The sequence below is a fragment of the Janthinobacterium sp. GW822-FHT07H10 genome, from assembly GCF_058798675.1.
Genome location: NZ_JBXAKS010000002.1, coordinates 285,117 through 308,248, shown reverse-complemented (window position 1 = coordinate 308,248; position 23,132 = coordinate 285,117). Strand labels below are relative to the sequence as shown.

29 protein-coding genes and 1 pseudogene are annotated in these 23,132 nt (G+C 55.9%); 6 read left to right on the top strand and 24 right to left on the bottom strand.

Going from position 1 to position 23,132, the window contains the following annotated elements; all coding sequences use genetic code 11:
• Nucleotides 1-111: 111 nt before the first annotated feature.
• The gene (locus AC1RDJ_RS05635) at nt 112-612 is read right to left on the bottom strand and encodes a hypothetical protein (RefSeq protein ID WP_493026839.1); all 501 of its coding nucleotides are present in this window, start codon (nt 610-612) and stop codon (nt 112-114) included.
• A 408-nt stretch (nt 613-1,020) separates the two neighbouring features.
• Complete coding sequence (locus tag AC1RDJ_RS05630; RefSeq protein WP_493026837.1) at nt 1,021-1,335, bottom strand: hypothetical protein; 315 nt, start codon at nt 1,333-1,335, stop codon at nt 1,021-1,023.
• 299 nt (nt 1,336-1,634) lie between these two features.
• On the opposite strand from AC1RDJ_RS05630, the gene AC1RDJ_RS05625 reads away from it, so the two are divergent.
• The 3 genes and pseudogenes from AC1RDJ_RS05625 (at nt 1,635) to AC1RDJ_RS05615 (ending at nt 4,004) form a co-directional block, all read left to right on the top strand.
• The gene (locus AC1RDJ_RS05625) at nt 1,635-2,186 is read left to right on the top strand and encodes a hypothetical protein (protein WP_493026835.1); all 552 of its coding nucleotides are present in this window, start codon (nt 1,635-1,637) and stop codon (nt 2,184-2,186) included.
• A 235-nt stretch (nt 2,187-2,421) separates the two neighbouring features.
• A pseudogene (locus AC1RDJ_RS05620) lies at nt 2,422-3,128 on the top strand (transposase); the annotation flags it as partial.
• A gap of 609 nt (nt 3,129-3,737) precedes the next feature.
• Entirely contained in the window at nt 3,738-4,004 is a 267-nt protein-coding gene (locus AC1RDJ_RS05615; RefSeq protein WP_493026833.1) for a hypothetical protein, read from the top strand.
• Between the two features lie 12 nt (nt 4,005-4,016).
• Here AC1RDJ_RS05615 and AC1RDJ_RS05610 read toward each other — a convergent pair whose 3' ends face one another.
• The 3 genes from AC1RDJ_RS05610 to AC1RDJ_RS05600 form a co-directional block, all read right to left on the bottom strand.
• On the bottom strand, nt 4,017-4,259 hold the full coding sequence (locus tag AC1RDJ_RS05610) for a hypothetical protein (protein WP_493026832.1): 243 nt from the start codon (nt 4,257-4,259) through the stop codon (nt 4,017-4,019).
• 56 nt (nt 4,260-4,315) lie between these two features.
• Nucleotides 4,316-4,951, bottom strand: a complete 636-nt coding sequence (locus AC1RDJ_RS05605) for a hypothetical protein (RefSeq protein ID WP_493026831.1) — start codon at nt 4,949-4,951, stop codon at nt 4,316-4,318.
• A gap of 113 nt (nt 4,952-5,064) precedes the next feature.
• Nucleotides 5,065-5,586, bottom strand: coding sequence for an SOS response-associated peptidase (locus tag AC1RDJ_RS05600; RefSeq protein ID WP_493026829.1), 522 nt, complete (start codon nt 5,584-5,586; stop codon nt 5,065-5,067).
• A 398-nt stretch (nt 5,587-5,984) separates the two neighbouring features.
• Here AC1RDJ_RS05600 and AC1RDJ_RS05595 point away from each other — a divergent pair, with 398 nt between their 5' ends.
• Nucleotides 5,985-6,983 carry a hypothetical protein gene (locus tag AC1RDJ_RS05595; RefSeq protein WP_493026827.1) on the top strand — a complete coding sequence of 333 codons (999 nt, stop codon included), beginning with the start codon at nt 5,985-5,987 and terminating at the stop codon, nt 6,981-6,983.
• Nucleotides 6,984-7,870: 887 nt separating this feature from the next.
• Here the strand turns inward: AC1RDJ_RS05595 and AC1RDJ_RS05590 are convergent.
• Nucleotides 7,871-8,659: a DNA adenine methylase gene (locus tag AC1RDJ_RS05590; RefSeq protein WP_493026825.1), complete on the bottom strand. Its 789-nt coding sequence runs from the start codon at nt 8,657-8,659 to the stop codon at nt 7,871-7,873.
• Between the two features lie 370 nt (nt 8,660-9,029).
• On the opposite strand from AC1RDJ_RS05590, the gene AC1RDJ_RS05585 reads away from it, so the two are divergent.
• Entirely contained in the window at nt 9,030-9,422 is a 393-nt protein-coding gene (locus tag AC1RDJ_RS05585) for a hypothetical protein (RefSeq protein ID WP_493026824.1), read from the top strand.
• 28 nt (nt 9,423-9,450) lie between these two features.
• Here AC1RDJ_RS05585 and AC1RDJ_RS05580 read toward each other — a convergent pair whose 3' ends face one another.
• From AC1RDJ_RS05580 to AC1RDJ_RS05565, 4 genes are read right to left on the bottom strand one after another with little or no spacing between them, the layout of a single operon-like run.
• Nucleotides 9,451-9,720 carry a hypothetical protein gene (locus tag AC1RDJ_RS05580; RefSeq protein ID WP_493026823.1) on the bottom strand — a complete coding sequence of 90 codons (270 nt, stop codon included), beginning with the start codon at nt 9,718-9,720 and terminating at the stop codon, nt 9,451-9,453.
• A complete protein-coding gene (locus tag AC1RDJ_RS05575; protein ID WP_493026822.1) occupies nt 9,717-10,091 on the bottom strand; it encodes a hypothetical protein in 375 nt (124 codons plus the stop codon). The genes AC1RDJ_RS05580 and AC1RDJ_RS05575 overlap by 4 nt, the downstream gene beginning before the upstream one ends.
• Nucleotides 10,092-10,108: 17 nt before the next feature.
• Nucleotides 10,109-10,633, bottom strand: a complete 525-nt coding sequence (locus AC1RDJ_RS05570; RefSeq protein ID WP_493026821.1) for a glycoside hydrolase family 19 protein — start codon at nt 10,631-10,633, stop codon at nt 10,109-10,111.
• The gene (locus tag AC1RDJ_RS05565; RefSeq protein ID WP_289897448.1) at nt 10,630-10,959 is read right to left on the bottom strand and encodes a hypothetical protein; all 330 of its coding nucleotides are present in this window, start codon (nt 10,957-10,959) and stop codon (nt 10,630-10,632) included. Before AC1RDJ_RS05565 ends, AC1RDJ_RS05570 begins: the two co-directional genes overlap by 4 nt.
• On the opposite strand from AC1RDJ_RS05565, the gene AC1RDJ_RS05560 reads away from it, so the two are divergent.
• Entirely contained in the window at nt 10,958-11,110 is a 153-nt protein-coding gene (locus AC1RDJ_RS05560; RefSeq protein WP_493026820.1) for a hypothetical protein, read from the top strand. The genes AC1RDJ_RS05565 and AC1RDJ_RS05560 overlap by 2 nt on opposite strands.
• A 16-nt stretch (nt 11,111-11,126) precedes the next feature.
• Here AC1RDJ_RS05560 and AC1RDJ_RS05555 read toward each other — a convergent pair whose 3' ends face one another.
• The 14 genes from AC1RDJ_RS05555 to AC1RDJ_RS05490 form a co-directional block, all read right to left on the bottom strand.
• Complete coding sequence (locus tag AC1RDJ_RS05555; RefSeq protein ID WP_493026819.1) at nt 11,127-11,618, bottom strand: hypothetical protein; 492 nt, start codon at nt 11,616-11,618, stop codon at nt 11,127-11,129.
• Between the two features lie 10 nt (nt 11,619-11,628).
• Nucleotides 11,629-12,714, bottom strand: a complete 1,086-nt coding sequence (locus tag AC1RDJ_RS05550; protein ID WP_493026818.1) for a gp53-like domain-containing protein — start codon at nt 12,712-12,714, stop codon at nt 11,629-11,631.
• A 58-nt stretch (nt 12,715-12,772) separates the two neighbouring features.
• On the bottom strand, nt 12,773-13,432 hold the full coding sequence (locus tag AC1RDJ_RS05545) for a UCP028438 family phage-derived protein (RefSeq protein ID WP_493026817.1): 660 nt from the start codon (nt 13,430-13,432) through the stop codon (nt 12,773-12,775).
• Nucleotides 13,432-14,556 (bottom strand): baseplate J/gp47 family protein, encoded by a 1,125-nt coding sequence (locus AC1RDJ_RS05540; protein ID WP_493026816.1) that lies wholly within the window; start codon nt 14,554-14,556, stop codon nt 13,432-13,434. Before AC1RDJ_RS05540 ends, AC1RDJ_RS05545 begins: the two co-directional genes overlap by 1 nt.
• Before the next feature lie 7 nt (nt 14,557-14,563).
• On the bottom strand, nt 14,564-14,965 hold the full coding sequence (locus AC1RDJ_RS05535) for a phage tail protein (RefSeq protein ID WP_493026815.1): 402 nt from the start codon (nt 14,963-14,965) through the stop codon (nt 14,564-14,566).
• Complete coding sequence (locus AC1RDJ_RS05530; RefSeq protein ID WP_493026814.1) at nt 14,962-15,540, bottom strand: phage baseplate assembly protein V; 579 nt, start codon at nt 15,538-15,540, stop codon at nt 14,962-14,964. The genes AC1RDJ_RS05535 and AC1RDJ_RS05530 overlap by 4 nt, the downstream gene beginning before the upstream one ends.
• 5 nt (nt 15,541-15,545) lie before the next feature.
• Nucleotides 15,546-16,661 (bottom strand): hypothetical protein, encoded by a 1,116-nt coding sequence (locus tag AC1RDJ_RS05525; RefSeq protein WP_493026813.1) that lies wholly within the window; start codon nt 16,659-16,661, stop codon nt 15,546-15,548.
• Entirely contained in the window at nt 16,651-17,610 is a 960-nt protein-coding gene (locus tag AC1RDJ_RS05520) for a hypothetical protein (protein WP_493026812.1), read from the bottom strand. Before AC1RDJ_RS05520 ends, AC1RDJ_RS05525 begins: the two co-directional genes overlap by 11 nt.
• The gene (locus AC1RDJ_RS05515; RefSeq protein WP_493026810.1) at nt 17,607-19,556 is read right to left on the bottom strand and encodes a hypothetical protein; all 1,950 of its coding nucleotides are present in this window, start codon (nt 19,554-19,556) and stop codon (nt 17,607-17,609) included. Before AC1RDJ_RS05515 ends, AC1RDJ_RS05520 begins: the two co-directional genes overlap by 4 nt.
• Nucleotides 19,557-19,807: 251 nt before the next feature.
• Nucleotides 19,808-20,284, bottom strand: coding sequence for a hypothetical protein (locus AC1RDJ_RS05510; protein WP_493026809.1), 477 nt, complete (start codon nt 20,282-20,284; stop codon nt 19,808-19,810).
• Between the two features lie 166 nt (nt 20,285-20,450).
• On the bottom strand, nt 20,451-20,831 hold the full coding sequence (locus AC1RDJ_RS05505; protein WP_099376092.1) for a hypothetical protein: 381 nt from the start codon (nt 20,829-20,831) through the stop codon (nt 20,451-20,453).
• 43 nt (nt 20,832-20,874) lie between these two features.
• Nucleotides 20,875-21,306 carry a hypothetical protein gene (locus tag AC1RDJ_RS05500; RefSeq protein WP_493026808.1) on the bottom strand — a complete coding sequence of 144 codons (432 nt, stop codon included), beginning with the start codon at nt 21,304-21,306 and terminating at the stop codon, nt 20,875-20,877.
• Between the two features lie 57 nt (nt 21,307-21,363).
• Nucleotides 21,364-22,887 (bottom strand): phage tail protein, encoded by a 1,524-nt coding sequence (locus AC1RDJ_RS05495; RefSeq protein ID WP_493026807.1) that lies wholly within the window; start codon nt 22,885-22,887, stop codon nt 21,364-21,366.
• Between the two features lie 59 nt (nt 22,888-22,946).
• Nucleotides 22,947-23,129, bottom strand: coding sequence for a hypothetical protein (locus tag AC1RDJ_RS05490; protein WP_493026806.1), 183 nt, complete (start codon nt 23,127-23,129; stop codon nt 22,947-22,949).
• Between the last annotated feature and the right edge of the window lie 3 nt (nt 23,130-23,132).

Below are 23,132 nucleotides of genomic sequence, written 5' to 3'. Positions count from 1 at the left end.
TAGGTATCTGGGCACCAAAGCAATATATATTGCCATGCAATTACTCCATGTTTTTTGTGAATTTCTGTTTTATATCAAGCATCATATGAATATATTTCATAAAAATATGAATTAAATATTTCTCATTCTATCTACTACGACAACCGGCCAGAAGCTGCCGGTCGACATCGGCGCTTTTATGCGGTCATCATAAATGATGAGAAAAAAATTCCTTTTCCTGAAAATTCGCCAGGCCCCTTCTACGTCGAAGATGGATGCTGCACTTCCTGTGGGATGCCGTCTACCGTGGCACCTGGCCTTTTCTCGTATTCCAATGCTGGTCATTGTTATGTAAGTAAGCAGCCATCTGACGGAAAGGAAATTTATCAAATGATTCGAGCATTTGAAGTTCAAGATATTGGCTGCATCCGTTGCAAGGGCTGGAACCGTGTCATCAAAATTAAGCTGGTTGCCTTGGCTGAAGGAGATCAATGTGATCCGCTTGACCGGGATCTGCAAGCGCTTGATCAGGAAATCAAAGCGGACCGTTGCGGTCTGCGATAGCCAGCTATCTTTTTGCCTAAGGCCGCTACTTCCAAGCGTCCGCAAGGGGGTGGAAGCGAACCGTTCCATTGAATCACCACCAGTCGCTTAAACTCGCCCGATCCATAGTTTTTGAAAGATGAAAAACCGATGGATCGTGTTAGGGGCCTGGGTATCCTGCCTGGCACCTGGTGTGCCTTCTCGGCGTCAGCTGATGCAACGACGAAATCGGGTATGACCTGCCTAGCCCCCTGCCCTGCAGAGGCTCCTGTCGCGCTCAAGCCAAAGGTTGTCCGAGCTTCGGAGCATTCGCGCAGGGTATTATTGGAAGGGAAGAAATATTCATCAAATTATCTAAGGGAACGAAGGAATGACGGTTTATCTCGATGATGAGCGACGTACGCCGAAGGGTTGGACCCGAGTCTATTGTAGTGGCTCCTCTTGGCCGATTGCCGCTGTTGGTAGGTTCCGCTCCAGACCGGACCTTTGATACTAGACTTATCTAGACTTCCATTCCCTTGGGATCGGGACGGAGCGTCGCGCGATTGAATCTCTGCCGGTCTCGATGATCGCTAGCATATTTTGAACGGCTATCTCAAGTTCATCTTGGTTGCAAAAATACTCGGAAAGCTTACCGGCGACTACATATGAAGAACAGTTAAAACCATCTTCGATATCGTGGAACCAGATTACCCTGCTGCCGATGACCGCCACAACCCAAAAGCCGCCGCCAACTGTGCCATAGGTTTTCTCGGCCCACTTCTCAGGAGGAATTTTGATGGATTCCCACAGGCGGAGTACCTGAGGACCCATTCGGCCTTCCGCACTGATGATCTTATCCCATCATTCTGTCTCTGAAATCGGTTCCCAATCCATTATCTCTCCAATGACTGCTTCTGGCCGGTTGCCGGTGTTCATGTGCGACAGCTTCCACCCCAAAGCAGAAGAATATATCGCCACGGCCATTAGGCGAGTACCGTCTGCGGCGCATGGCTCGCGTGCCAGGTCATCGGTGCAACGCATTATAGTCATCAGATATCGAAAACTTGCGAAGGGGAAATGCTATCATTGTTTATATCCAACGTGATAAAAAACCATGATCGTCTCGGAAAGTGGTTACATTAAAAATATTTCCCCTAAAATCTATGCGTCTTGTTTCCAAACTCACTATTGTCACTCTTTTGGTTATGCTTACAGGATGTGTCTCTGTTCCCGTATGGGAGAGCGACGTTGCGACGCTCGAAAAAAAAGGGAAAGGACTCACAATTTCTGAGGTCGATAAGGTGTTGGGTCGGTCAAGTGTTCTTGCGTCAAGAATATTTGAAGTAGAGGGAGCGACTTATACGTTGCGGCATTACGAAATTAGCGAGCCAACCGGTCGGGTGGCATCAAGTTACAAATGCGAGAAAAACGGCACTGGTTGCGTGACCAGTTATTTCCCTGAGTACAAATTGGCGCCATTTTCCATGGTCTTTGTTGGTATTTCCCCTAAGTTAGTAGCTTGGGGAAAATTGGATGACCTGTCCAAAAGCACTGATCCCCAGGTGATTGCTGTTTTGCGACAGCTTCAACGTTCCTACGCTGAATATGAGCTGTTGCAATCTAACCCAGGAGTCCGCTGCACACTTAAGAGTGATGGATACTGCTTAATGCACGATAAATAGGACTGACAGCGATACACAACAACGACTGCTTCTTGTCGATTGCGGAACTATAGTAGTGTCCGCGCCACACTCGAAGCGGACGTTGTATAGCTAGGGGTTAGCGCATTTGACACCGCGAAGACGGAGCAGGCCGCACACCTTTGCTAGAAGATGAGTCGTCAGCGATGATCGTTCCATCGGTTGCATAAGCAAGGCTACCGCAAGCGCGACAATACAAAACGATTCCGCGCTCGATGGCATACGTTCTGAGCGGAGGCTGTGCGAAGAAGTCGGCATGAATCTGGCTTACCGTTGGTTCCGCCGGTTGGGTCTGCAGGATAAGGTGCCGGATGACTCAAGTTTTTCCCAAAATAGACACGGCCGCTTTCGCGATCACGATGCATTTCGTAATCTATTCGATGCGGTTCTTCGACGTTGCATGGCAGCAGGCCTGGTACAGGGCGAAGGGTTTGCAAGCGACGCCAGCATGATCAAGGCTGACGCCCAGCGGCGACGTTCCTGTTCAGGCGATTCCGCTATCGATTGGGGTGACCCTGAGCAGGCAAGTCGACCGGTGCGAGAATATCTGGAGCTCTGGAGCAAGCTAATCCAGTGCTGCCCAAAAGAATCTCGCTGACGGATCCGTCTGCAACCTGGACTGCCGCTGCAGGGCCGGCTATTTTTGCTTACTCAACAAATTACCTGATCGATTTGAAAGCGGGAATGATTGTCGATGTCGAGGCACCAGCCGTGAACAAGCTCGCAGAGGTCGAAGTGACCAAAACGATGATCAACCGGGTTGAGGAAAAATTCGCTATCAAGCCGCAGCAATTGGTGGGCGATACGAATTACGGCGTGGCTGCAATGCTGGGATGGCTGGTCGATGAAAAGAAGATCGCCCTGCAAGTCCTTGCATGGGATAACTCCGAGCATCGCGACGGCACGTTCAGCCGTACCGATTTCATCTTCTAAAGATCGGAAAAAGGTCGAGATACTATTTGCCCACCTCAAACGCATCCTTCACTACGTACAATTTTCCTGTACATTTATTGCATTGTGACAAGTCTTGACCAAGAGTTTTTCAACACAATAGGCCGATAGAGGGCAATCAGAATAGCGCAGTGTACGAGGCCGTTGTTGAGAAAGCTAGTAAGAGGAATGTCAGGCGTTCTAAGGCAGCTTGACATGAAAACGGCCGCAGGAAGCGGCCGTATCGTTGAGGCTAGGCGGTGGAAGAAAAATCTCATTGCCGCAAGTTTGCCCCAAGTTCGTATTTCGACCAGATTCAAAATCCTAAGTCATTGAATACAAACGAAAAATTTGGTGGGAAGTGCAAGTTTCGAACTTGCGACCCCTGCAGTGTGAATGCCATTGAAGGCACGGCTGCGCAGTGTTCTCATAGGGGATATCTCTTCTTGGCCATCACAAACCATCACGAAATTGCACCAAATTACACAGGAATTTACACAGGCCCAGCCTCGAACATGCACGTAAGATCATTTGATGACATTTCATAAATCATAACGTCATGCGGCGATCATACTCATGTAAATACTGAGTGGATGTATATACATGAAGACAATGTCGATAGTGCTGATGTTCTTGGCTGGGTGCAGCAGTAAACCACAAGCTCGCCACGCCTTTTCGGATATTGTTGGCATCGACAGCTTCGCCCTCGCCGCCCGCTACGGCACGCCCGCCAGCTACCAGCACCAGGGCGACTACCTGCAACTGAACTATGGCAGCGTGGCAGCCGACTGCCAAGTCATCGTGCTGCTCGACCAGCAACAGCGCGTGGCGGGTTGGGCATCCGCCGGACGATCTTGCCCGGCACGCTGATCGGCCGTCGGCTCATTCAGGCGGTTGCATTATGGCAAAGCAAGGCTCGCCGTCCAATTGCACCCGAAGCGAGGCACGGATCAGCCCGGACATGCCGATGCGAGGCCCCAAGCCGCGCTCCAATTCATCGGCCGCTGCGGCGATCTCGCGCAGGCGCCGAACCTCCCACAAAAGCGCACGCACATCGGCCGAGTCATTGCGACCTTGGATTTCTTTCAGCTGCTCGATGCTGAGCGGCTTTCGAATCTTGCTCATAACTTTTCATTTGCCCAATGCCAGTTCGTCGTCGCGCGTTAAACTCGGTCGGCATTCTATCGAACCATGCGCGCCTCGCTCTTCGTCAGCTCGCGTTCTTTCATGTCGATGCTGACCAGCCACCCGCCGCGCTCCAGTTGTTCCGGATGGCTCTCGCAACTCGAGCGCAACTGCAAGCCGCCCATTTCGAACGACTCTTCCGACATCCACTCGATATAACAATCGATCAGTCGGCCCTCCGGAAATGTGGAAATCTGATGGCGGCGCAACTCAGCGCACGTGGCGTGGCGCTGAAGCACATTTGAATAATCATCAGCCACCGCCAGCAACCCGCGCGAGCCACCGCTCTCACGTGCAAGTTTTTTCGGTAGCGCCACTCCGGATCGATACAACTCCCTGGCGCGGAATCCGATAGCGTTTTCCGGTACGAAAAGTTTGCATACCCAGGTCTGGGCGACCTCGCGGGTGTGGCCGGACTCATCCTTCGTTGCCTCAATGCCACTCAACACCATATTCCATCCTTGAACCCGCACCAGTTTGGGCTTGGCCAGCTGCGCCAGAATACGCGGCGCGCCTATGGTTTGCAGGCGTGCCACTTTTGAAGGGCGTCGATTCCCCTCCAGCGTTACGTCGACCACCAACAGTTCGAGCAGTATGGCACCCTCTACTACCGGTGCAGGGGCTGCCAGCACTGCCCCTTCCTCTCGACGCCTTGATGCCCAAACCTTCATCATTCACCCCAAATCCACTGTACAAAAACACAGTATATTGCCAAGCTTAGGAAACCAGAAGGCGAAATTTGTAACTAGAAGAGTCCGCCCTGCTCCGCTGGCGCGGCCGGCGCAGGCGCTTTCGAACGGGATCGCGTCTGCATAGGGTCGGGCTGCGCGACAAGCAACTCCGCTGGATACTGCCGATAAACGTCCTCTTCCGACACCAGCGAGCCATCCAGCCAGCCTGGGTACTGGTCCGGGTCCAGGATCATCACCATGCGCTTTTCATCATCAGGCTTGTGAAAGCGCTGCATCAGCGGGTGCTCATCGGCGTTGATCGTCAACATAGAGAACGAGAGCAGCTGATCCGCCGGCCGATATTCCCAGATGCCCGCGATGGCCACCGGGGCACCGTCGGCGCGCTCGATGCGCCAACGCACAGGCTTGCCGGTTTCGTAATTGGGCTCGAAGAAGTTGGCGGCCGGGATGATGCAGAACTGCTTGCGCTTCCAGGCGTTGCGGAAGGGCGGCTTGGTGTCCACCGTCTCGGTGCGCGCGTTGTAGGTCTGGCGAGCCAGTTTGGGGTCTGCCCAGTGGCGAACCATGCCGAACATGGCTGGAGCGATTTCTAGCTCGCCGGGCGCTTCGTGTGAACCACACAGGAAGGCGCCATGTAGCCTAGGCAGACCTTCGGCGGAAGATCGAGCTAACGTGAGCGGATGCCGAATCGATTCTCGACCAGCGCATTAGCGCCGGTGGTGTAGTTGGGACATTCCCGCACCATAGCGCCAAATTAGTCGCAGGACAATCTTGCACTCCCTTGATAACGAAAGACGTTTGCAGTAAATAATAGGCTTAAAGGCTTCACAGAACCCTGAAAAATCCATTCACATCTAAACCATATAATTATTGTCACTTCTTTACCACAAAAAATGAAAAGCAACTTAAATTACTTGTTGACAATTTATTTTTAAATAATTACCATTCCACCAATCAAAATTAGGGAGGGCTTATGAGTGAGTTGGTAGGGTCTGACGACCAAAACAATCAAGTAGAGATAGTTGCACCAGAGAAAAAACAAGAAAATATATTTTTAGACATATATAGAGAGGCATATAAACAAATTACGGGAAGAAGCGAGCAAAGTAAGGCTAGCTTCTCAGAAAATCTGCTGCTCGAATTTGATGATATAAACCAGTTGCATATTAAAATTATGCAGCTATGTGGCATACATACAATAGTAGCAAAAAGTGAAGTAATTACAATTTTTCATGCCAAAGACAAAAAACAACAATTCCCTTCATTTGAAAAATTTAAAACCTATAATTCCAGCGCTATCAGCCCAACAGTTACACTTTTATTAAAGTATAATTTCTCAATATTCTCCCCTGAGACTCGATGTCCGCAAGAGTATGTAGTAACCGTTCGTTTAGCATCCAAACTAGCAGTTATAAAACAATTAGAAACCGAAGCCCCAGCAGTCATGAGAGGACGGCTGTGGAATTACATTAATGCGAATACGGCCGAAATAACCATTGATTACTCTGATTATGTAGTTGCCCGCGGCTTCTTCGAGGCATTTGATGAGTGGATTAAGGGCTGTAAAAAAACAGCAAAACCACTTGGACTTGAATTTTTTCAAATAAGATCCCATAGTTTCCCTACTCTTATTCAGGTTTTTACAGTGGGAATCTTTACGTATTTCTCCGCGATGGAAGCTCAAAAAATATTACTCTTAGATTCATCAAATTCAAGATTAGCCACAATTATAATCGCGTATATAGGCATTGGGTATATACTCTCTCATTTTTCGGAGATGGCAGGGAAAATATTGGAACATGCCGTGGATAGCTATCCTATTCTTTCTTATTTAAAATTAAACAGAGGTGACGATAATTTGGTTGAAGAATTTAAAACAAGAAAATCGCTAGTTATTAGAAATTTAATTTCATCAAGCTTATTATCATTAGCGATAGGTGTACTATCAAAATACATCGTTAAATTTCTTTGAAATTAATTTAAAATCAACAACAATATTCAATAATCGCTTAGTGAACACCGCTATAGCTACTCACCGTCAACGCCTACTTCCCTTAACTTTTGTGGGTGCTGCCGTTATCTCTTTAACACGTGGCGACCTGCTGGAGAAGCGGATGCTGTTGATGAACATGTGGATGGACCTTTGCGCCACGGTGCCAGCGGCGGCAAAAGTGACGCCAATACACAGTGCGGCAGCGTAGCCCATGCTGCACGACTATGCAAACGAGAAGCGGACGCCGGTGCGTGAATGACTGTCGACAATACTGGTTTGAAAATTCAGGCGGGCACGCGCCCTCAACTCGAGCGAAGATCGGAGGCGCAATTTGGTGCAACCGGTTGCTGGCATTGCCCTCGGAGAGTCGGTTTCGAAGGCTTTCTCCTCTTTTTGCGAATGAGTCAATTAATGCAACAATTGGATAGATTGCTCGTGACGTTATTTTCGTACAATGAATATTTCTCTATAGGAATTATTTATGGATTCATATTCACTAAAGCAACATGATACAACTGGGGAATTGCATTTATTCAAAGGGCGCATGCCTGCTGCTGACCCAAAATTCACATGCGACAATATCGCACAGAAGTCGCAATGCAAGGAGATGGATAAAAAAGACAGTAGCACCAACAAGTTCAGTTGTGAAACGGAACAAGTAGCTCGAGAAAAGTGCGCTAAGATCGGGCGCGAAGTATGTGGCACATGCGTGAGCACCCTATATAAAACAAAGTGATCACTATTACCAAAACCCTGCAATAACTACCTCCATCTGCGCCTCGTATTTTCGTCCGCGCGGTCAGTCTCGCACCAGCGCCAGGACGATCTCGCCGTCCATGGCCGCTGGCACCCGCCTGCCGAACTCCTTAGAATAGCCCGGCAGGCTCGGTCGCCTTGTCCCAACTGTAAATAATCAATTCCTTGCGCTCCACCGCCTTTCCGCCGCCGCCGACGTTGTAATGGATACCGGTCGTATCCATCTGAAAGCGCGCAAACACCCGTCGAATATCCGGGTGGTCGTTAAGGCTCAGGATAGCCTTGCCCTTCAGTCTGGCCATCAACTCAGCCATCTTCTCGTACTGCTCGAACTCAAATTCCACACCATACCCGGCCGTCTCCCAATACGGAGGGTCGAGGTAGAACAGCGTATGCGGCCGGTCGTAGCGCTCCATACATTTATACCAGTCCAGGTTCTCGATATAGGCGCCAGACAGGCGCAAGTGTGCGGCCGACAAGTTCTCCTCAATGCGCAATAGGTTGATCGGCGGTGCGGTGGTGGCCGTGCCCCAGCTCTGCCCGTCGACCTTGCCGCCGAAGGCATGCTGCTGCAGGTAGAAGAAACGGGCCGCGCGCTGCAGGTCCGTCAGGGTATGCGGCGGCGTATCCTGCAGCCACTTGAACACCTCGCGGCTCGACAGCGCCCATTTAAACTGGCGTACGAATTCCTCCAGGTGATTCTTGACGACGCGGTACAAGTTGATCAGTTCACCATTGACGTCGTTCAGCACCTCGACTTCCGCCGGCGGCCGCATGAAATACAGCGCGGCGCCGCCGGCGAAGACCTCGACGTAACAAGTATGGGGTGGAAATTGCGGAATGATGCGGTCGGCCAGGCGTCGTTTACCGCCAATCCAGGGGATGATGGGAAATGCCAAAATGTGAACCTCCTAATGTTAGAGTCGAATTACCTCCCCGAGGTAACACGAGCCTACTTGGGTCACTGGCTTGGCCCGCGCCGATCTCGGTTGTCGCTGTTGACGCAGCGACAACCGATATATTCCTACAACCACCGCTGTGCTTATCCCAATAAAAATAAAGTACCCGGCATGCGCCTACTGCCCTTGCACTCTATAAAAGCGAGGGGCAATTGCGCTTCTGCACCTGCAATTGTTACTTGTGTTACTTGAAAAATCTCACCTACTATTCACTTAGGCCAGAGGAGGCAATTCCATTCAAGTTGGATGCGAACTTCGATTACTGACGTATAACAACTCATGATAAAAAAAGCCACCAAAGGACAACGTTATGCCACGCCCAGAAGACCAAGCCGATTTGGATAGGAATGCAGCGCTCGTTCAGCGTTATCACGCTGATGAAGCCGCAGGGAATGTACATTTCGGCGCGGCGCGTTATCAACAAGCGAAGAATTCTTATCAATTAGCAATTAATGGCCGGGCGGCGTCGACAGCCCTCGTGACAAGACTCGGCATCCCAAGGGATGCCGGTCATCAAAATGCCATAAATTTTTTGCAAACCAGAATTGCAAATTGCAATGCAAATTTAATTGTCCAACAGGCTGCCGCAGCGGCAGCGGCAGCTACTGCTACGGCAGCAGCGGCTGCAGCGGCCGCTGCAGCGCCCCCACCACCACGTCGCGCTCCCCCTGCTTCTTGGGCGGCGCTGCTAGCCCGACATTAAGACTGTTACCCCCAACTTATCAGTCTTTCTAAAGACAGCCAGCCAACACAGCTTCCAAGTCTGCCTCATACTTCCGGCCGCGCGACCAGTCCCGTGCCAGCGCCAAGACCATTTCACCGTCTGTTGCCACCGACGTCAGCCCGTCGAATTCGTAGGCTGGGCGCTGCGGCGCCACCTTTACACATGGTGTAAATACTGGAATCTCGACGCGCACGGGTGTTGTCGGCGCGCTGGCGCAGCCAACCGACAACACCACGACAGCCAAACCTGCCAATTTGGTCAAGTTACCGATTTTCATCGCACGCCCTCCAGCAGCAGCCTCACGGCCGGCATGGCCTCGTCGCAAGTCGTGGCACGCGCGCCAGTGATCCGTGCCAGGGCCGCGTCGTACTTCCGGCCCGTGGCAACGGCTGCCGCCCGCGCCGCAGCGCCGCGCTCCTGCGCCGCCAGCGTGGCGGCGGCCATCCCATCGATGGCGCGGTTTTGCTCGGTGATCGATGCGCGCAGTTGCGCGCTGACGCCCTGCTCTTGCACCAGCGCCGTGCGTGCTGCATCCCTGTCGTCGGCGGCCAGCCACCAGCCGGTGCAGGTTGAGCTGGCCACCAGCAGCAGCGCGACGGCCAGGATGACGGCGGCCGCCTTCCAGATGCCGCTAACGGCGACGCCCACCAGCGCGCCCAAGGCGCTCACACCAGCACCTTACGCGCTTCCTGGAACAAGGCCAGACGCTCAGCCAGGCCGTTCACGCCACCGTTGATTCGGCGCGTCACCCGTTCCTGGTCTCCTGTATCGGCCAACGCGTTCAAGCCGCGCGTCTGCCAGAACCAGCCAGCCGAGCGGCAAGCGTTGACTGTCTGCTCGAGCAGCTCGGGCTGAGCCAGCAGATCCAGGCCCAGCGCCTTGCCGCAGGCGGCGTAGTTCGCGCGGCCGGTCACTTGGAGCAGACCGCGCCCACGGAAGCGCATGCCGTCACCGCGCTGCGTGTTGCCCAGGTCGGCGCGCCCCTCGTAAGCCTGGCCACTGGCCAGCTCGCGCACATAGCGCAGCTGGCCAGACTCGTGCCCGACCTGGGACAGAAACGACGCCTGGCGCGCCGGCGTCGTGATGCCGAATTCCAGCATGGCCGCGTTCAACGGCGCTAGGAAGGTGGCCGCACGAGAGCGCGCCAGCGGCATGATCGCCACCAGCTGGGCCAGCGTCACGGCGCTCACAGCCCACCCCGTACGTCCTTGACAATGGCGGCCGCGTCGCGCGCCAGCTCGCCGATGTCCTTGTCCTTGCGTTTATCGAGCCAACGTACCGTGGCGCCTAGCACCCACCAGGCGGGCAAGCCGGCGGCCACCATCAGCGGCGCAGCGATGAACAGGAAGCCCAGCGCCGGGTCGCTGCCGTATAGCACGGCCACGGCGCGCGCGCTGTCGAACAGGCCCGGCATCCAGTTGCGCACGACCACGACCAAAGCCGGGCCCATCAGGGCGGAAAAGAGAATGGTGACGAAGAAGCGCACGCCCGCTTCCTTGGCGGTTTTTGGCCACATGAACATGAATCCCAGTGAGGTTGCGGCCGCGCCGGCCAGGACCGGGATGCCAAAAATTTTAATCAGTGCGCCGCCGGCGGCGGTTGTTTCGATGGCCATGGATGCCTTTCAGGTGGTGGAAATGAAAAAACCCGCCGAAGCGGGTTTGTAATGGACTGGGCGTGCTCTCAGATCGCGTCAGGATCAAAGGCCTCGCGAATAGCCGGCGGCGCCGCTGTAATGATCGCCGCGTAGGCGCCTCTCATTGCAGTGACCATTCCATCGAGATCAGTAGCGGCCAGCACAGCCGGCGCGATGGTGATATCGAGCAGCTCCTGCCGGGCGGCCGCAGCCGCATTGGCCGTCTTGGTATCGGCTGCAAGTAGTGCCGCCATACCGATCCCGGCCAGGCGATTGAGAACCTGTTCACGTATGACGCGCACGGTGTCCAGGTACGCGGCAGAGACTGGGGCGAACGGAGCCGCAGGCGCCGGGGTAAAAATGAATTTCGCGCCAGAGAGTTTGATCGTGTCGCCGCGGCAAATTGCCGCCCTCAACTCCCCTTCTGTTGTAGCGGCAACCTCAACTGCATCAGCCGGCCAGGTACCTGCACCGTCATAGTCTCCACGCAACGCAGCCCCATAAAATCCACCAGTTGCAACTGAGAAAAATTTATTCATTTAGATTCCTTTATTTGCCGATGGCAATGTATGAGGGGGTGATGCCACCGGAGATGGTTGTGCCGCTCCAAGTAAAAAGTTTGGCTCCCACTAAGGTCGTCAGCCCAGCATTTACAACCGACGGATTGGGTGAAGGGGAGCCTCCACTGGCTTCGTAGAAAGGGAATACGTGTAAAACCGAGGCAGGGAAAGCGATGGTGAATGCTACGGTTGATAATCCAGAGCTGTCGGATGTTGACCCGTACCCCCATTGCATGATGAAACTGCCGAGCCAGGATGGGAGTTTTATATATCCGTGTCCAGTAAGACTTGCTGAGAAGCCCATTGCGGAAGCGACAGTTGCTATGGCGTTATAAAGCCAACCAGTGGTCGCTACCTTCGCGCTGTTATCGGCTGCAGGCGGCGTTGGCACCGTTGGGGAGACTGTGAACGCATTCATCACATTCAGCATCGCTGCAGTGCCAGAGAATGGCGCACCTGCAGCCTGCGCGATATTCCCAGCCGTAATTGTCGTCTGACCATTTGCTACTGTGACGACCCACAAGCCGACATAGCCGGCATCTGCCGCAGGCGTTACTTGCGATCCGGTCGCAGCCGCGATGCCGGCCTTCGCCGATAGCGCTACCGTCCCGTCGCGTACAGTGTTGTTCGTTGTGCCAGCGCCGCCTGGGCCGCTGTATGCGGTCGAGGGATTACTGGCGTTGTAATACGGCAGCACCACCGCCCCGCTATCCACCTCTGAAAATGCTGCCTGGATCAGGTAATTGATGCTCTGGCCAGCAGTGCCTGGCGCCGCGCACGCCAGTGTCACGGAATCGAGCAGGATGCCCTGTTTCATGATCGAGTGCGCGGTGTCGGCGGCGATTGAGCTGTAGGCCGTGCCATCGATGTTTTGCAGGCTGTAGATCTCGCCCGGAGCGATCACGACGTTCAGCGCTGCTGGCGAGTTCGGCGCGCAGGCCAAACCGCTGGCCATGGTCGCGGTGCCGATGATTGTCGCCGTCAGCTTTGCTAGGGCAATCATCATATTTTTATTGGTGCCGAGCAGGTCCGTCTCCAAAGGAATCTGGCCTGGATAAATAATTTGTCGTTTCAAAATTTACTCCAAAAAAAAGAGCCGCGTGAGCGGCCCTTGTGGGTGAATTGCGGATTTATCAGGAGCGGATGCTCATCCAGACGATGGTTCCGACCGGCTTTACGCTATCCACAGCCGCGTATAGGTCGGCGTCCGTTACTGCGCCCGTGCTTTGCGACAGCGTTGCGTAGGCCGCGCGAGACGGCGCGCTGTAACCACCTGGCGGTGAGCTGTAACCGGCGATGTACGGGATGCCTGACGAGGCTGGGCGGTAAGCTTGCACAAACGCCTGGAACGGCAGCAGCATCGACCCGTAGGCGCCAGCCGCGCCGTAGCCGCTGTTTGGTGCCCCGTAAGCGCCAGTATCCGCCGGCCGCTGCGGCTCGATGATGATCGGCGCGCGCCCGGTCAGGTCGGTCAGTACGCGAGTGATCGCATTGCGCGTGGCGCGCTCACGGAACAGGTTGATGATGATCCGCGCGCGGAAACTAGCGTCGGACTGGTTCGCCGAGCGCATCAGCGCGGTACCAAAAAAGTCTGCAGCGATCATGTCGAGCCAGCCCTCGGTCGCCGTCTTGATACGGGTTTGCAGCACCGCGTATTGGTAGAGCGCATATGCGAAGGCGGATGCATTGGCGAGGCCTTGGATCAGCGCGTCGACCAGGTCGCGCACCGGGCCGAACCAGGGCGGCAGCACGCTTTTGATGCGCGCGGCAATATCAGATTGGTCGCCCGTCATCACGCCACCGCGATCGTACCGGTCTTGATGACCTGCAGCGCGGTGGCGGCCAGGTCGGCCGTGCTGCCATTGAGCTTGACGGCGGTCACGTTTGTGACGCCGGGCGAGGCATCGTATGCGATCTGTGTTAGGCGGGAGAAAGTCAGGGCATTCCCCAACATCAGGGTATTGACGTAGGAATTGATCGCCTTCGCCACGAGAGCAGCAGTCGCCGCGTGGTCATAGCCGGAGGCCGTGGTGATCGTCATTGAGATGTTCGCCGTGACGACAACCGGGGCGAACACGCCAAACGTCGACGTGAACGGCCGCACGGCGTCGATCGCATTCGCCGCCGACAGCAGAAGTTGCGATGGCGGATAGCCCGTGCCATCATCGACCACAGCGAAAAAATAGCCGTTCTGGGCCACGCCGCCGTAGGTGAAATTCTCGGTCAGCGAGAACGTCACGCCCTGCGCCAGCGACGTAATGGCGTTCCCAATCGCCAGCTTGGTCGCCTTCGACAGCGACGCGATGTAGGTGATGAAACGGGCTCGCAGGGCAGCGTTTTTCTCTGCGTCGACGCCATTTGCGAAGCCGGACGCGTTCGTGACGGCATCGACGCCGGGGATCGGCTGATTGATCAACGCAATCTGCCCGGCCACTGCGTTCCCTGCCGCGCCAGGCGTCGATGCGGTCACGGTGATATTGATTTTCGCCACGCCCGGCGCAAGCACGTAGCCGCCCAGCAGTGCGCTGTACGCGGCGTTCGTCGCGTCGGGCAGCACAACATACGCCTGAGCGCCGTCGAGCGTCAAAACGGTGGCACCGACCGGGACGACAGCCTGCGCGGTCGGAGTGAAGCGCGAGAACGAGACCAGGCCCGAGGCCGGAACGGCACCCAGGCGCACCACGCCAAAGTCGGCCATCCAGCTATCCAGATCGGCATCGTTGGACGTCGCCGCCCGCGTGGCGGCAAGTAACTGCAAGATCAGACCCTGAAGCCACAGAATGACTGTGGCGTTGGCTTCGACTACGGCGCGCAGGATCGAGCCGACGGTCAGGTTGACCAGGCCGCTCGCGGAGCCCTGGATCGCCGTGACAGCGTCGCGAACCAGCGTTACAAAATCTTTTGTTGAAATACTCATGGTCGCCTTATTTGGTTACATCGAACGCGAGCGCCGCCGGCGTCCCGGTCTGCGCATCGTTGTAGCGGATATCGACCGACACGCCGCCCAGGATCTCGGTCACCATGATGATCGGCGCCGGGCTGCGCGCGACGCACGCCTCGAGAAACATCTGCCCCTGGATGCGCCCCTTGATTTTTGGGATGTCGACTGTGTCGCCGATCATGCGCGGCAGGCCGGCGCCGTAGTCGGGATGAAAGATATAGTCGCCCGGGATCAGCGTGTTGCCGTCGGCATCGATCAGGGCCGGGTTTGTGAGTAGCCGGCGCAGCACCCTCTGCTGCCCCTCCTCTATACCGTCGACCTTGAGTAGATCGCCCGTGGACGACTGCGTAAGGTCTCCGCCGAAATAGTGGTTCAGGTCGCTCATGTGGGTGGGTCGCTCATTTCGCTGCCACGGCGAATACCGCCGTGCTTATGGTCAATACCGGATTTGCCGCCGAAGGTCACATTTAAAGTGCCGTCGACAATCGGAGCCGTGATCGTTCCCTGCGCGTCTAGCGTGTCATCCATGGTCACTGGCCCGTGGAAATCGTGGCCGGCTGCCGTATAGCTAATTCGGCCTGACGCACTGATCTCGATAGTTCCGTTGTTATGGAATTTCAGAACCTGCCCTGCTTTGTGCACCAGCCAGAACTCGCCGGACACCACCGGAAGCGGCAAGTCCTGGTCGTTGAAGGCGCGCAGGCCGGCCACGCCGGAATTGATGTCGCCATTCAAAAACGTGACCTCGACCAGGTCGCCGATGGTCGGCGGGCAGAACATGCCCCAGCCGTTGCCCACCCAGGGCGTCAAGAGCGGGATCCAGCCAGTCATGTTGCCCTGCGGCTGCAACTCCAGGCGCACTGCGTATTTCGTCGGGTCGTAGCTGCGCACGATGCCAGTACTCGGCAGCGCAACGTCGCCGATAGCAGCCTGTGCCTGCTGGCGCATCGCGTTGAGCATGCCCCTCATATCGCCACGACCGTTTCCGGCGAATGGTTTTTCGCGTGCACAGTCATCGAATAGCCGGTGCTGACATCCATTTCGCGCATGATGCTCTCCGGATAATAGGTTTGATCAAACGCAGTGCCGGTGCCGGTCACTGTGATGATGTTCGTCGTCGTTAGGATGTCGTCGGCCGGCAGGCTTGCCACCATCTTGACCTCGTGCTTCGTGATTGCGGCGTGCTCCCGCTGCGCCCGATTCAGCGCGCCCTGTGGGCTGGTGCCGAGCATGGTGATGCGGTAGAGTTGCGCCGAAGCGGCGCTCTGCCCCACTTTGATATCGGCGGCCTTGCTCGGATAGCGCACACGAAACGTGCCTTTTTTGTTCGGCACGGTGTAGGTCACCTCTACTACCACGCCGCGGGCGATGCTCAGCGCGCGGCGAAAGCTGATGGCCTTGCCGTTGAAGCTGTAGGCGCCCGTTTGGTCGTTCGGCGCCTCCCATTTCAGCGCGTAGCTATCGACCGGCGCTGGCGCGATCGGCTCGAAGTGAAGTTCCTTGCCGCGCACAAAGCAGGTAAAGCCCTCGGCCGCCGCCAGCGTCGTCAAAATATCCCACTCGCTGCGCTGCGTGTTGACCTTGATCGTGTCCGTCTCGTAGTAGCTGCCGACCATGTCCCTTGTCGCCGTGACCACTGGCGTAAAGCCATGGCGCAGGGCCAGCTTTGTCGCCACCTGGGACGCGGTCAGGTTCTGGAACGACTCCATGGTCCGCGCGTCGATCAGGATGGCCGTCAGGTCGCGCCCTGAGACAACCACAGTGCGCGCCACGGGGTCGAACTCGACGTCATCGACGCGCCCGTAGACCCAACTCCGCAACTCCTCGGCACTATAGTGCTCGGCGTCGGCCGGGAAGCCGGCGAACACCTCGACAAACACTTCGGACTGCGATGCCCAAAATGAATCGCCGTAGGCGGTCGGCAGCGCCGACAGCGCGAACACCACGCGGAACGTGTCGGCCTCGCTGAAGGTGTTGTTGTCGGCCTCGAACCGCACCCAGCCGTCAACGCGTACGCCGCCCACATTGACAATACCGCGCGGCTGGCGCGCAGCGGATACCGTATCTGGATTAACCGGCATTGATGCCCCCCGTATCTCCCGCCACGCGCGGGACGATGATTGTTTGCACGCCGGTCAGCGCCGGGTCGCTGATTTTATTGGCCCGGGCGATGCCTACCCATTTTGAGACATCGCCGTAGGCCTTGGATGCCATGGCGAACAGGTTGCCGCCGGCGGTAGTGATGCTAGTCCCGGCGCCGGACACCGCGCCCAAGTTCGCGCCCATGCGCCCCACCGTCGACTGCAGGTTGAGCAGCAGCGGCAGTTGCGTAAAGCCCGCCACTTGGCGGGTCAGCTTGGCGGCCTGCGTCGCGATTGGGTTATTCGGCAGCACGCCGCCGACCGTCGAGATATTCGAGATCGTGTTGCCCGTCGCGGCGATCAGCGCCGAGACGCGCGACTGGACGGCCAGCACAGGTCCCAGCACGCTGGTGATCGTGCTCTGCGCCGCACCGGCAAAGGACGACACGGATTTGATGGCGGAATTGAGCGTGCCCAGCATCGTCGACAACGTGCCATCGCCGATCTGGTCGCCCAACGCATTCGCTGCATCCATGTCGTCGCTGATAGCGGAATCGATGGACGACGCCGTCAGCTCGAACACAGGGATCGTTAAATCCTCTATGACCGTGCACGAAATCGTGTACGGAATCTCGTAGGCGCGCCGGTAGTCCAGCAGCGCAGAGCGAATGACCACCTTGTAAGCGAACTCGGCCCAAGATACGTTGACCTGCTTGCCAGCGATCCGCAGCGCGTTCAGGTAGCGAGCGCGCTCGCTGGCGTTCTCGCCGATGAACAAGCCCGACCACTCCAAGGGGCGGTCCTGGCGCCCCATCGCGTCAACAACACGCCTGCCACCGGTCAGTTCATGCACGGCAAGTGCCTGTTCGCCACCAAAGCCGATCGATTCCGGCACCTCGTAGCGCGACAACTGCATGTCGCCGAGCTGCATATAAGTGTCAGGCTTCATCGTAATATCCCTGGTTGTGGTGCTGCCATGGAGGAATCAAAGCGACCAATTCCGGACTGCGGTCCTGCCGAAACCTTGGTCTGGTAGGCGGTCACCGCTTTGCCGATTCTCACGCCATCAATATGAATATTCGTTTCGACCATGCCGGTACGCTGAGTCGTGCTTGCAATTGCGTTTTCAACAAGGGGGGAAGTAACCGTAGGGCCTTGCGATATGGCAACCATAGGCGCGCCATATCGCACAGTGGGAATGCGAGGAGCCACGGGAAGAGACGGCACTGCAAGTTCCCCGTTGGCGATGCGCGCTGCAGCGGAAGGGCTCAACTTTGCGCCGCCTTCGAATTTCGCGGCCTCGATTTCGGCCTTTGTAATAGGCCGAAATGCATACAGCGCCCCGGCGATAGTCGTGATGGCAAGAACTGCAATCGCGACAGGGGCAGCCAAACCTGCCGCCGCGACTCCCAGGGCCGTCAAACTGGCAGGTATAGTCAGGCCGGTTCCCATAGTCAATAACAAGCCGAGAGAATTAAATGCAGCTCCAAGCAGAAGGATTGACCCGCGAATCGCCATACTACCGGCTAATACCGAGAATGCTACAACCAAGCCACGAACCAGCCCTTCATTCTCCTTGACCCATTTAGACATCGAATCCAGCCCGGCGGCCAGCTTCAGCAGGCCCTTGGTGATGGCAGGAAGATATACCGATCCGAATACAGCAAGAAAATTCTTCCATGCGGCACCAGCGGCCTCCTCTGCGCCCTCGGGCGACTTCAAGTAGTGCTGGTAGGCCTCTCCGACTCCCATCGATTTATTAATAATGGCCGTGTCTTTGGATAATTTCGATGCCATGGTGATCTGAGTGCCAAGGAAAATACCAGTACTGCGATTAAATTTCTTGGCTACCATCAATGCGATCTGGTCATCGGTCAAATCCATGCCGAAACGCGAACGAATTAAGGGCAAAATCTTCTGAATGAAAAGATCAGGACGACGAGCGAATAATTCCGAGTCAGCATCGTTCAATCCACCCGATACAATGCTTTGGCCGCCCATGCTAGCGATCGCCAACTTCTTTTCTTCTGGCGTCATATTTTTCATTGAGGCATTCAGGAGGGCGAGACGCTTCTTACTAAATCCCTCCTGCCAAAGCCCCAAATCCGCTAGAAAACCCTTGCCTTTGGAATCCATGCGCCCGCTGATCAACGAACTGAATGCGGTCATTGCCTCATTCCCAGTGCGTGCGCCGCCATTGATCGCCATCTGCCCGGCAAAGTTTCCGTACAAATATTCCTTGTCATATAGCTGGTAAGCCATCTTGCCGGTACCTGATGCAGTCAGGTAGTCCCTGGGGCTGACGCGCATCTTGGTGGCAAGCATCACTTTTGTCATCAGGCTCGCTTCAGCATTGAACTCCGCTGGGTTATTGATCACCTTGCCGCCGCGGTGCTCAAGGGCCTTAGCAGCCGCATTGATCATGCCGTCCATGTCCTTGCCGCCGTTCGCCACCTTTCCCACAATTGACATTTTGGCGAACATATCCGCCGTGTCGACCGCATGATGCAGATCGCCGAACGCAGTGTGCAGGTCATGAATCAGCTTCACGTTTTCGGTAATCGTGGTGCCAAGCAGCTTATGCGACATGGCTGCCGCCTTCCCGAACACCTCCGCGTTCTCACCTGCTGACAAGTTCAGCGTTTGAAAATTCGCCTGTGCCTGGGCGAGCTTCTTGGCTTCTTCATATGGCCCCTTGAGCAGCATCAGCATGCCCGCGCCGGCGCCGAGCATCAAACCACCTTTAAGGGCATCATTTTTGATACTATTCATGCGCCGCTGGAGCAACGTGGCCTGAGCTTCCGTCTTGGCGAAATCCCCGGCCATAAGCAATAGACCCTTGCTGACATGATTTGTCAGGGAAAGCGTTACGCCGATTTTGTACGCATCAAACATTGAGAAACCTTGGGAAAATATGAAGCTGTCGCACAGAATTCAGGAATGGGCGGCCGACCGGGTGTCATGGGTTCAGTACCCTAATATCAGGCCCACTGATGCTTTTACTCGCGTTGCATCACGATCTAGTCCGGTGGCAAAGCGCCATTTAACGATGGGCCAACGCTTTGACGTGCTCGTTTTGTCGGGAGCGCTGCTTGTGCTTGGCCTGGCTGGCTTTGCATTTGCAGCAGCTATTTTCTACTTTGCATTTACGTTAATTTGGCCAATGTAAGGCCGGAGCCGTAAAGCAGGCCCTCCGCTGCCGAATGACCAATCGTGTCGATAATCAGCTGTTTATTGCGGATAGCAGCTGGCCCAAGCACCGCCCGCGGTGGAATTCTGTCAGTGCCCAGCTCCTGGTGCACCATCACTTCGCTTTCGGAACCGATCACGGCGTCAGCGCCGCTGATCAAATGGCTGACCGATTTACGGAGCTTGCCGGTGCGCAGGAGTGGGTCATTTTCAGTAAAGCCCTTCGCCAGTCGATCTTCTTTAGTGCTTTCGGCTAATTCTGTCCAGCCAGCAAACGGCGTTACCTCGCCTTGGTAATGTCCGAACTCTTCTTTGGCCGTGTTTTCTATCGCTACGGCGCACTTCTTCAACGCACGATGGTCTGCCAGCGTCTGTGCGGCAGCTATGAGGGTCAGATGCTTGATCATCTCGCCAATATCCGAAAAATGCTTCATTTCTGCTCCTCATAGGCCATGGTGTGAAAATTGAATTTCGCGCCGTCCATTTCAGAAAAAATGATGCACCAGCCCGTTCGCGTAATGTCATCCAGCCCGAACGCAATATCAAATGGCACATGGTTCTTTACCAGAAACAGGCATTCGCGAATCGGGCCGGCCCGGACTACTTTTTTAATTCCGCCTTGTCGGCGTCTGGATCCGTCTTGCCGTAGGTTTCTTGGACGTGCTTCATGACTGCCTCGATGCCATCCTCGTCCAGCTGCTGAATAAGCGCCTCGACGTGCATTTTCAGCTTAGGAGGGTTCACTGCCAGATCGTCGATCGCGGTGACGTAGATCAGCGGCAAGACCATGCCCATATAGGTTTGGTTGGCAGCCGAGTCACCCAAGGCCTCGATCAGGCGATATTGCGCGAGCACGCCTGGCTTCTTCAGTTTGATAACTCGGCCGCGCGCGTCGGTGGTAACTGTTTCCTCATTGGCCTTGGCGAGTACCTGCGCTGCGGGCGCTTCGCGCAAGGTCACTTTTACTTGTTCGGTATTCATGGCATTCCTTTTTTCCCGCCGGAGCTCCCCGGCAGCGGTTGAATTACGAGACTTTTACGCGGCGGGCTGCGACGAAACGCACTTTCTGATGCACGGTATCGTCGCCCTTGAAGCTACCGGCGTCTTCCAGCGTCAGCAGTACTTGCAGGAATCGATACTGCGAAACCGAGCCATCCACTTCCTGGATAGTCTCCGTGATCGTGGCCGGGCTTTCGTTCAGGCCTGCGTAGTAGTTTGCTTCCAGCGTCGAGAAATAGTCGTCAACGACGTTATTCTGGCGCTCCAGGTCGAACGAGCCCGACCAGCCGTCAGGAAAGCGCAGATGACGGGTAATGCCATCGAGACCCTTGATTTTCTTGTCAGTAACGTCGGGTTTAGCTGTGAAGCCGACGATCTGGTTAAGATTGATCGGGCCATTGGGGCCGATAATATCGAGCGACAAGTCGCGCCCGACTGAGTAGCCATTAAGCGGCATCTGATGCTCCTAGAAAAAGTGCGGCCCGGCAGCGCGGGCCTCGGTGGGATGAACGGCTTAGGCTAAATTGACGGATTGTCGGCTGATATTGACCGACTGGCCGCCTTCCAGATTGATGATGAATTTCTCGATCACCGACAAGTAGCGCACCTTGACGTCAGCTTGCATGTAGCCCAAGGCGACGCGCGCTTGAGGGTTGTTGGCATCATTGATCTGCACGCTGTAGGGCTGGCTACCGTCTGCGCTGCCGATCATGCCCTGGCCGCTCATACCTTCCAGCAAGGAAGAAATCGATGCGGATGCAGAGCGGCGTACGCTCGGCGACTGCAGCTTGCCAATGTATTGGCCCATGCCCGCATCAAGGCTGTACGCAATGTAATTAGTCAGGCGGGTATAGTTGTCGCCGTTGGTGACCGCATTACTCGATGTGTTGTGGCCGAAGCGCGCGCCGAAACTGTTTCCGGCAGGAATCGGATTCGTGATGACGTCGATGCCTGCCTGCCCCAGCAGCTGCAGCTCAGCATTCGAATACACCAGGTTTTGCTGCGATTTCTGCGTGCCGACGATGCCATACATCGGCTTGTTCAAACTGGACTGCTCGGGCGACAAGTTGGCCAGCCGGCCAGCGCTGAATGCCTGCGGCGAAATCAAACGCACCTGGCTGTTGACGGTGTCGTTAAAGTAAATCCAGTCGCCGAAGAGCAGTTTTGCCGCGTACGAGTCGATGCCTGCCGAAGCCTTTGCCGTCACGGCATTGGTGATGGTATCGCCGGCCGGGCCTGTCAAAACCATATACGTGCCTTCCGACAAGCCGAACGCCACTTGGGTAGACCACTGGGTCGAATCATCGACGTCGCTCAGCATCGCGACGGACACACCCGTGTTGCGGAGCGCGTACATGCCTTTGCGGGGCACGGTGTCTACGCCCACCAGCACGCCCCCCGTAATCGTCGTAGCGCCGTCCGTGCCGCCGGCAACTGCAGCGGTGGCGGCGGCCGCGCTGGCAACGCCCAGGTTGTCAAACACTTCCGGGACTTGGCCAGGCAGAGCGATCGTGACGCGACTGGTAGTCGCTTTGCTGCCGGCGCCGATTGACACCACCATGGAATTGCCGAGGGTGCCAGTATATTTGGACGTGACGGTGACAACTGCCAAGGCGGCGGTGGCCACCGCGAGCTGGGACGGCCCGCGCAAGCCGGACTGGCCGGCATTGATCGCGGCAGCAATAGCCGTAGCATCGGCGGCTGAAGAGGCTGTGAGCGTGCCGCTGGCGGCAGTATCGGTGCCGTCGGTGACGCGCACACAGCGGAAGTTATTGGCCCCCTGCAGCACTGCAGCGGCCGCGGCCGTGCCCATATCGTACTTGCGCGGCATGATTGCACCGAATTGGCGCGAATAGTCGGCCATGCTGCCGATAACCGCCGGCGCATTGACCGGCCCCCAGGTCGCCGTGCCGACAATGCCGAGGATATTGGTCGGCAATCCGTTGAGCAGCGCAACGCTCGGTGGAACAATCTGGACGTACAGATCGGGCACGATAAGTGCCGTGGTATTGATGCTGCCCTGTTGAACTACAGTCATGAACGGCTCCTAGAAATGAAAAAGCCGCCCGACGGCGGCCAAAATGGCTTGATGTTGGATTACTTCCCGGCAGCGTCGCCCTTTGTCGCCGGTTTAGTAGCAGACGCCGCAGGTGCCGCGCTCTTCACGAAATGCCCTTGCCATTCAGAATCGACATACTTCGCGACCTCCGCGGCGTCACTGATCACGTCACCTTTACCGTGGGAAAGGAAAGCTTCGACAACAGTTAAATTGAAATTCATGGC

Coding starts and splice junctions, on each gene's coding strand:
- AC1RDJ_RS05635 (WP_493026839.1), bottom strand. CDS start 612: ATGGAACGGTTCGCTTCCACCCCCTTGCGGACGCTTGGAAGTAGCGGC.
- AC1RDJ_RS05630 (WP_493026837.1), bottom strand. CDS start 1,335: ATGGGTCCTCAGGTACTCCGCCTGTGGGAATCCATCAAAATTCCTCCT.
- AC1RDJ_RS05615 (WP_493026833.1), top strand. CDS start 3,738: ATGAAGACAATGTCGATAGTGCTGATGTTCTTGGCTGGGTGCAGCAGT.
- AC1RDJ_RS05610 (WP_493026832.1), bottom strand. CDS start 4,259: ATGAGCAAGATTCGAAAGCCGCTCAGCATCGAGCAGCTGAAAGAAATC.
- AC1RDJ_RS05600 (WP_493026829.1), bottom strand. CDS start 5,586: ATGTTCGGCATGGTTCGCCACTGGGCAGACCCCAAACTGGCTCGCCAG.
- AC1RDJ_RS05595 (WP_493026827.1), top strand. CDS start 5,985: ATGAGTGAGTTGGTAGGGTCTGACGACCAAAACAATCAAGTAGAGATA.
- AC1RDJ_RS05585 (WP_493026824.1), top strand. CDS start 9,030: ATGCCACGCCCAGAAGACCAAGCCGATTTGGATAGGAATGCAGCGCTC.
- AC1RDJ_RS05580 (WP_493026823.1), bottom strand. CDS start 9,720: ATGAAAATCGGTAACTTGACCAAATTGGCAGGTTTGGCTGTCGTGGTG.
- AC1RDJ_RS05560 (WP_493026820.1), top strand. CDS start 10,958: ATGAACATGAATCCCAGTGAGGTTGCGGCCGCGCCGGCCAGGACCGGG.
- AC1RDJ_RS05565 (WP_289897448.1), bottom strand. CDS start 10,959: ATGTGGCCAAAAACCGCCAAGGAAGCGGGCGTGCGCTTCTTCGTCACC.
- AC1RDJ_RS05555 (WP_493026819.1), bottom strand. CDS start 11,618: ATGAATAAATTTTTCTCAGTTGCAACTGGTGGATTTTATGGGGCTGCG.
- AC1RDJ_RS05545 (WP_493026817.1), bottom strand. CDS start 13,432: ATGACGGGCGACCAATCTGATATTGCCGCGCGCATCAAAAGCGTGCTG.
- AC1RDJ_RS05540 (WP_493026816.1), bottom strand. CDS start 14,556: ATGAGTATTTCAACAAAAGATTTTGTAACGCTGGTTCGCGACGCTGTC.
- AC1RDJ_RS05535 (WP_493026815.1), bottom strand. CDS start 14,965: ATGAGCGACCTGAACCACTATTTCGGCGGAGACCTTACGCAGTCGTCC.
- AC1RDJ_RS05530 (WP_493026814.1), bottom strand. CDS start 15,540: ATGCTCAACGCGATGCGCCAGCAGGCACAGGCTGCTATCGGCGACGTT.
- AC1RDJ_RS05525 (WP_493026813.1), bottom strand. CDS start 16,661: ATGCCGGTTAATCCAGATACGGTATCCGCTGCGCGCCAGCCGCGCGGT.
- AC1RDJ_RS05520 (WP_493026812.1), bottom strand. CDS start 17,610: ATGAAGCCTGACACTTATATGCAGCTCGGCGACATGCAGTTGTCGCGC.
- AC1RDJ_RS05515 (WP_493026810.1), bottom strand. CDS start 19,556: ATGTTTGATGCGTACAAAATCGGCGTAACGCTTTCCCTGACAAATCAT.
- AC1RDJ_RS05510 (WP_493026809.1), bottom strand. CDS start 20,284: ATGAAGCATTTTTCGGATATTGGCGAGATGATCAAGCATCTGACCCTC.
- AC1RDJ_RS05505 (WP_099376092.1), bottom strand. CDS start 20,831: ATGAATACCGAACAAGTAAAAGTGACCTTGCGCGAAGCGCCCGCAGCG.
- AC1RDJ_RS05500 (WP_493026808.1), bottom strand. CDS start 21,306: ATGCCGCTTAATGGCTACTCAGTCGGGCGCGACTTGTCGCTCGATATT.
- AC1RDJ_RS05495 (WP_493026807.1), bottom strand. CDS start 22,887: ATGACTGTAGTTCAACAGGGCAGCATCAATACCACGGCACTTATCGTG.
- AC1RDJ_RS05490 (WP_493026806.1), bottom strand. CDS start 23,129: ATGAATTTCAATTTAACTGTTGTCGAAGCTTTCCTTTCCCACGGTAAA.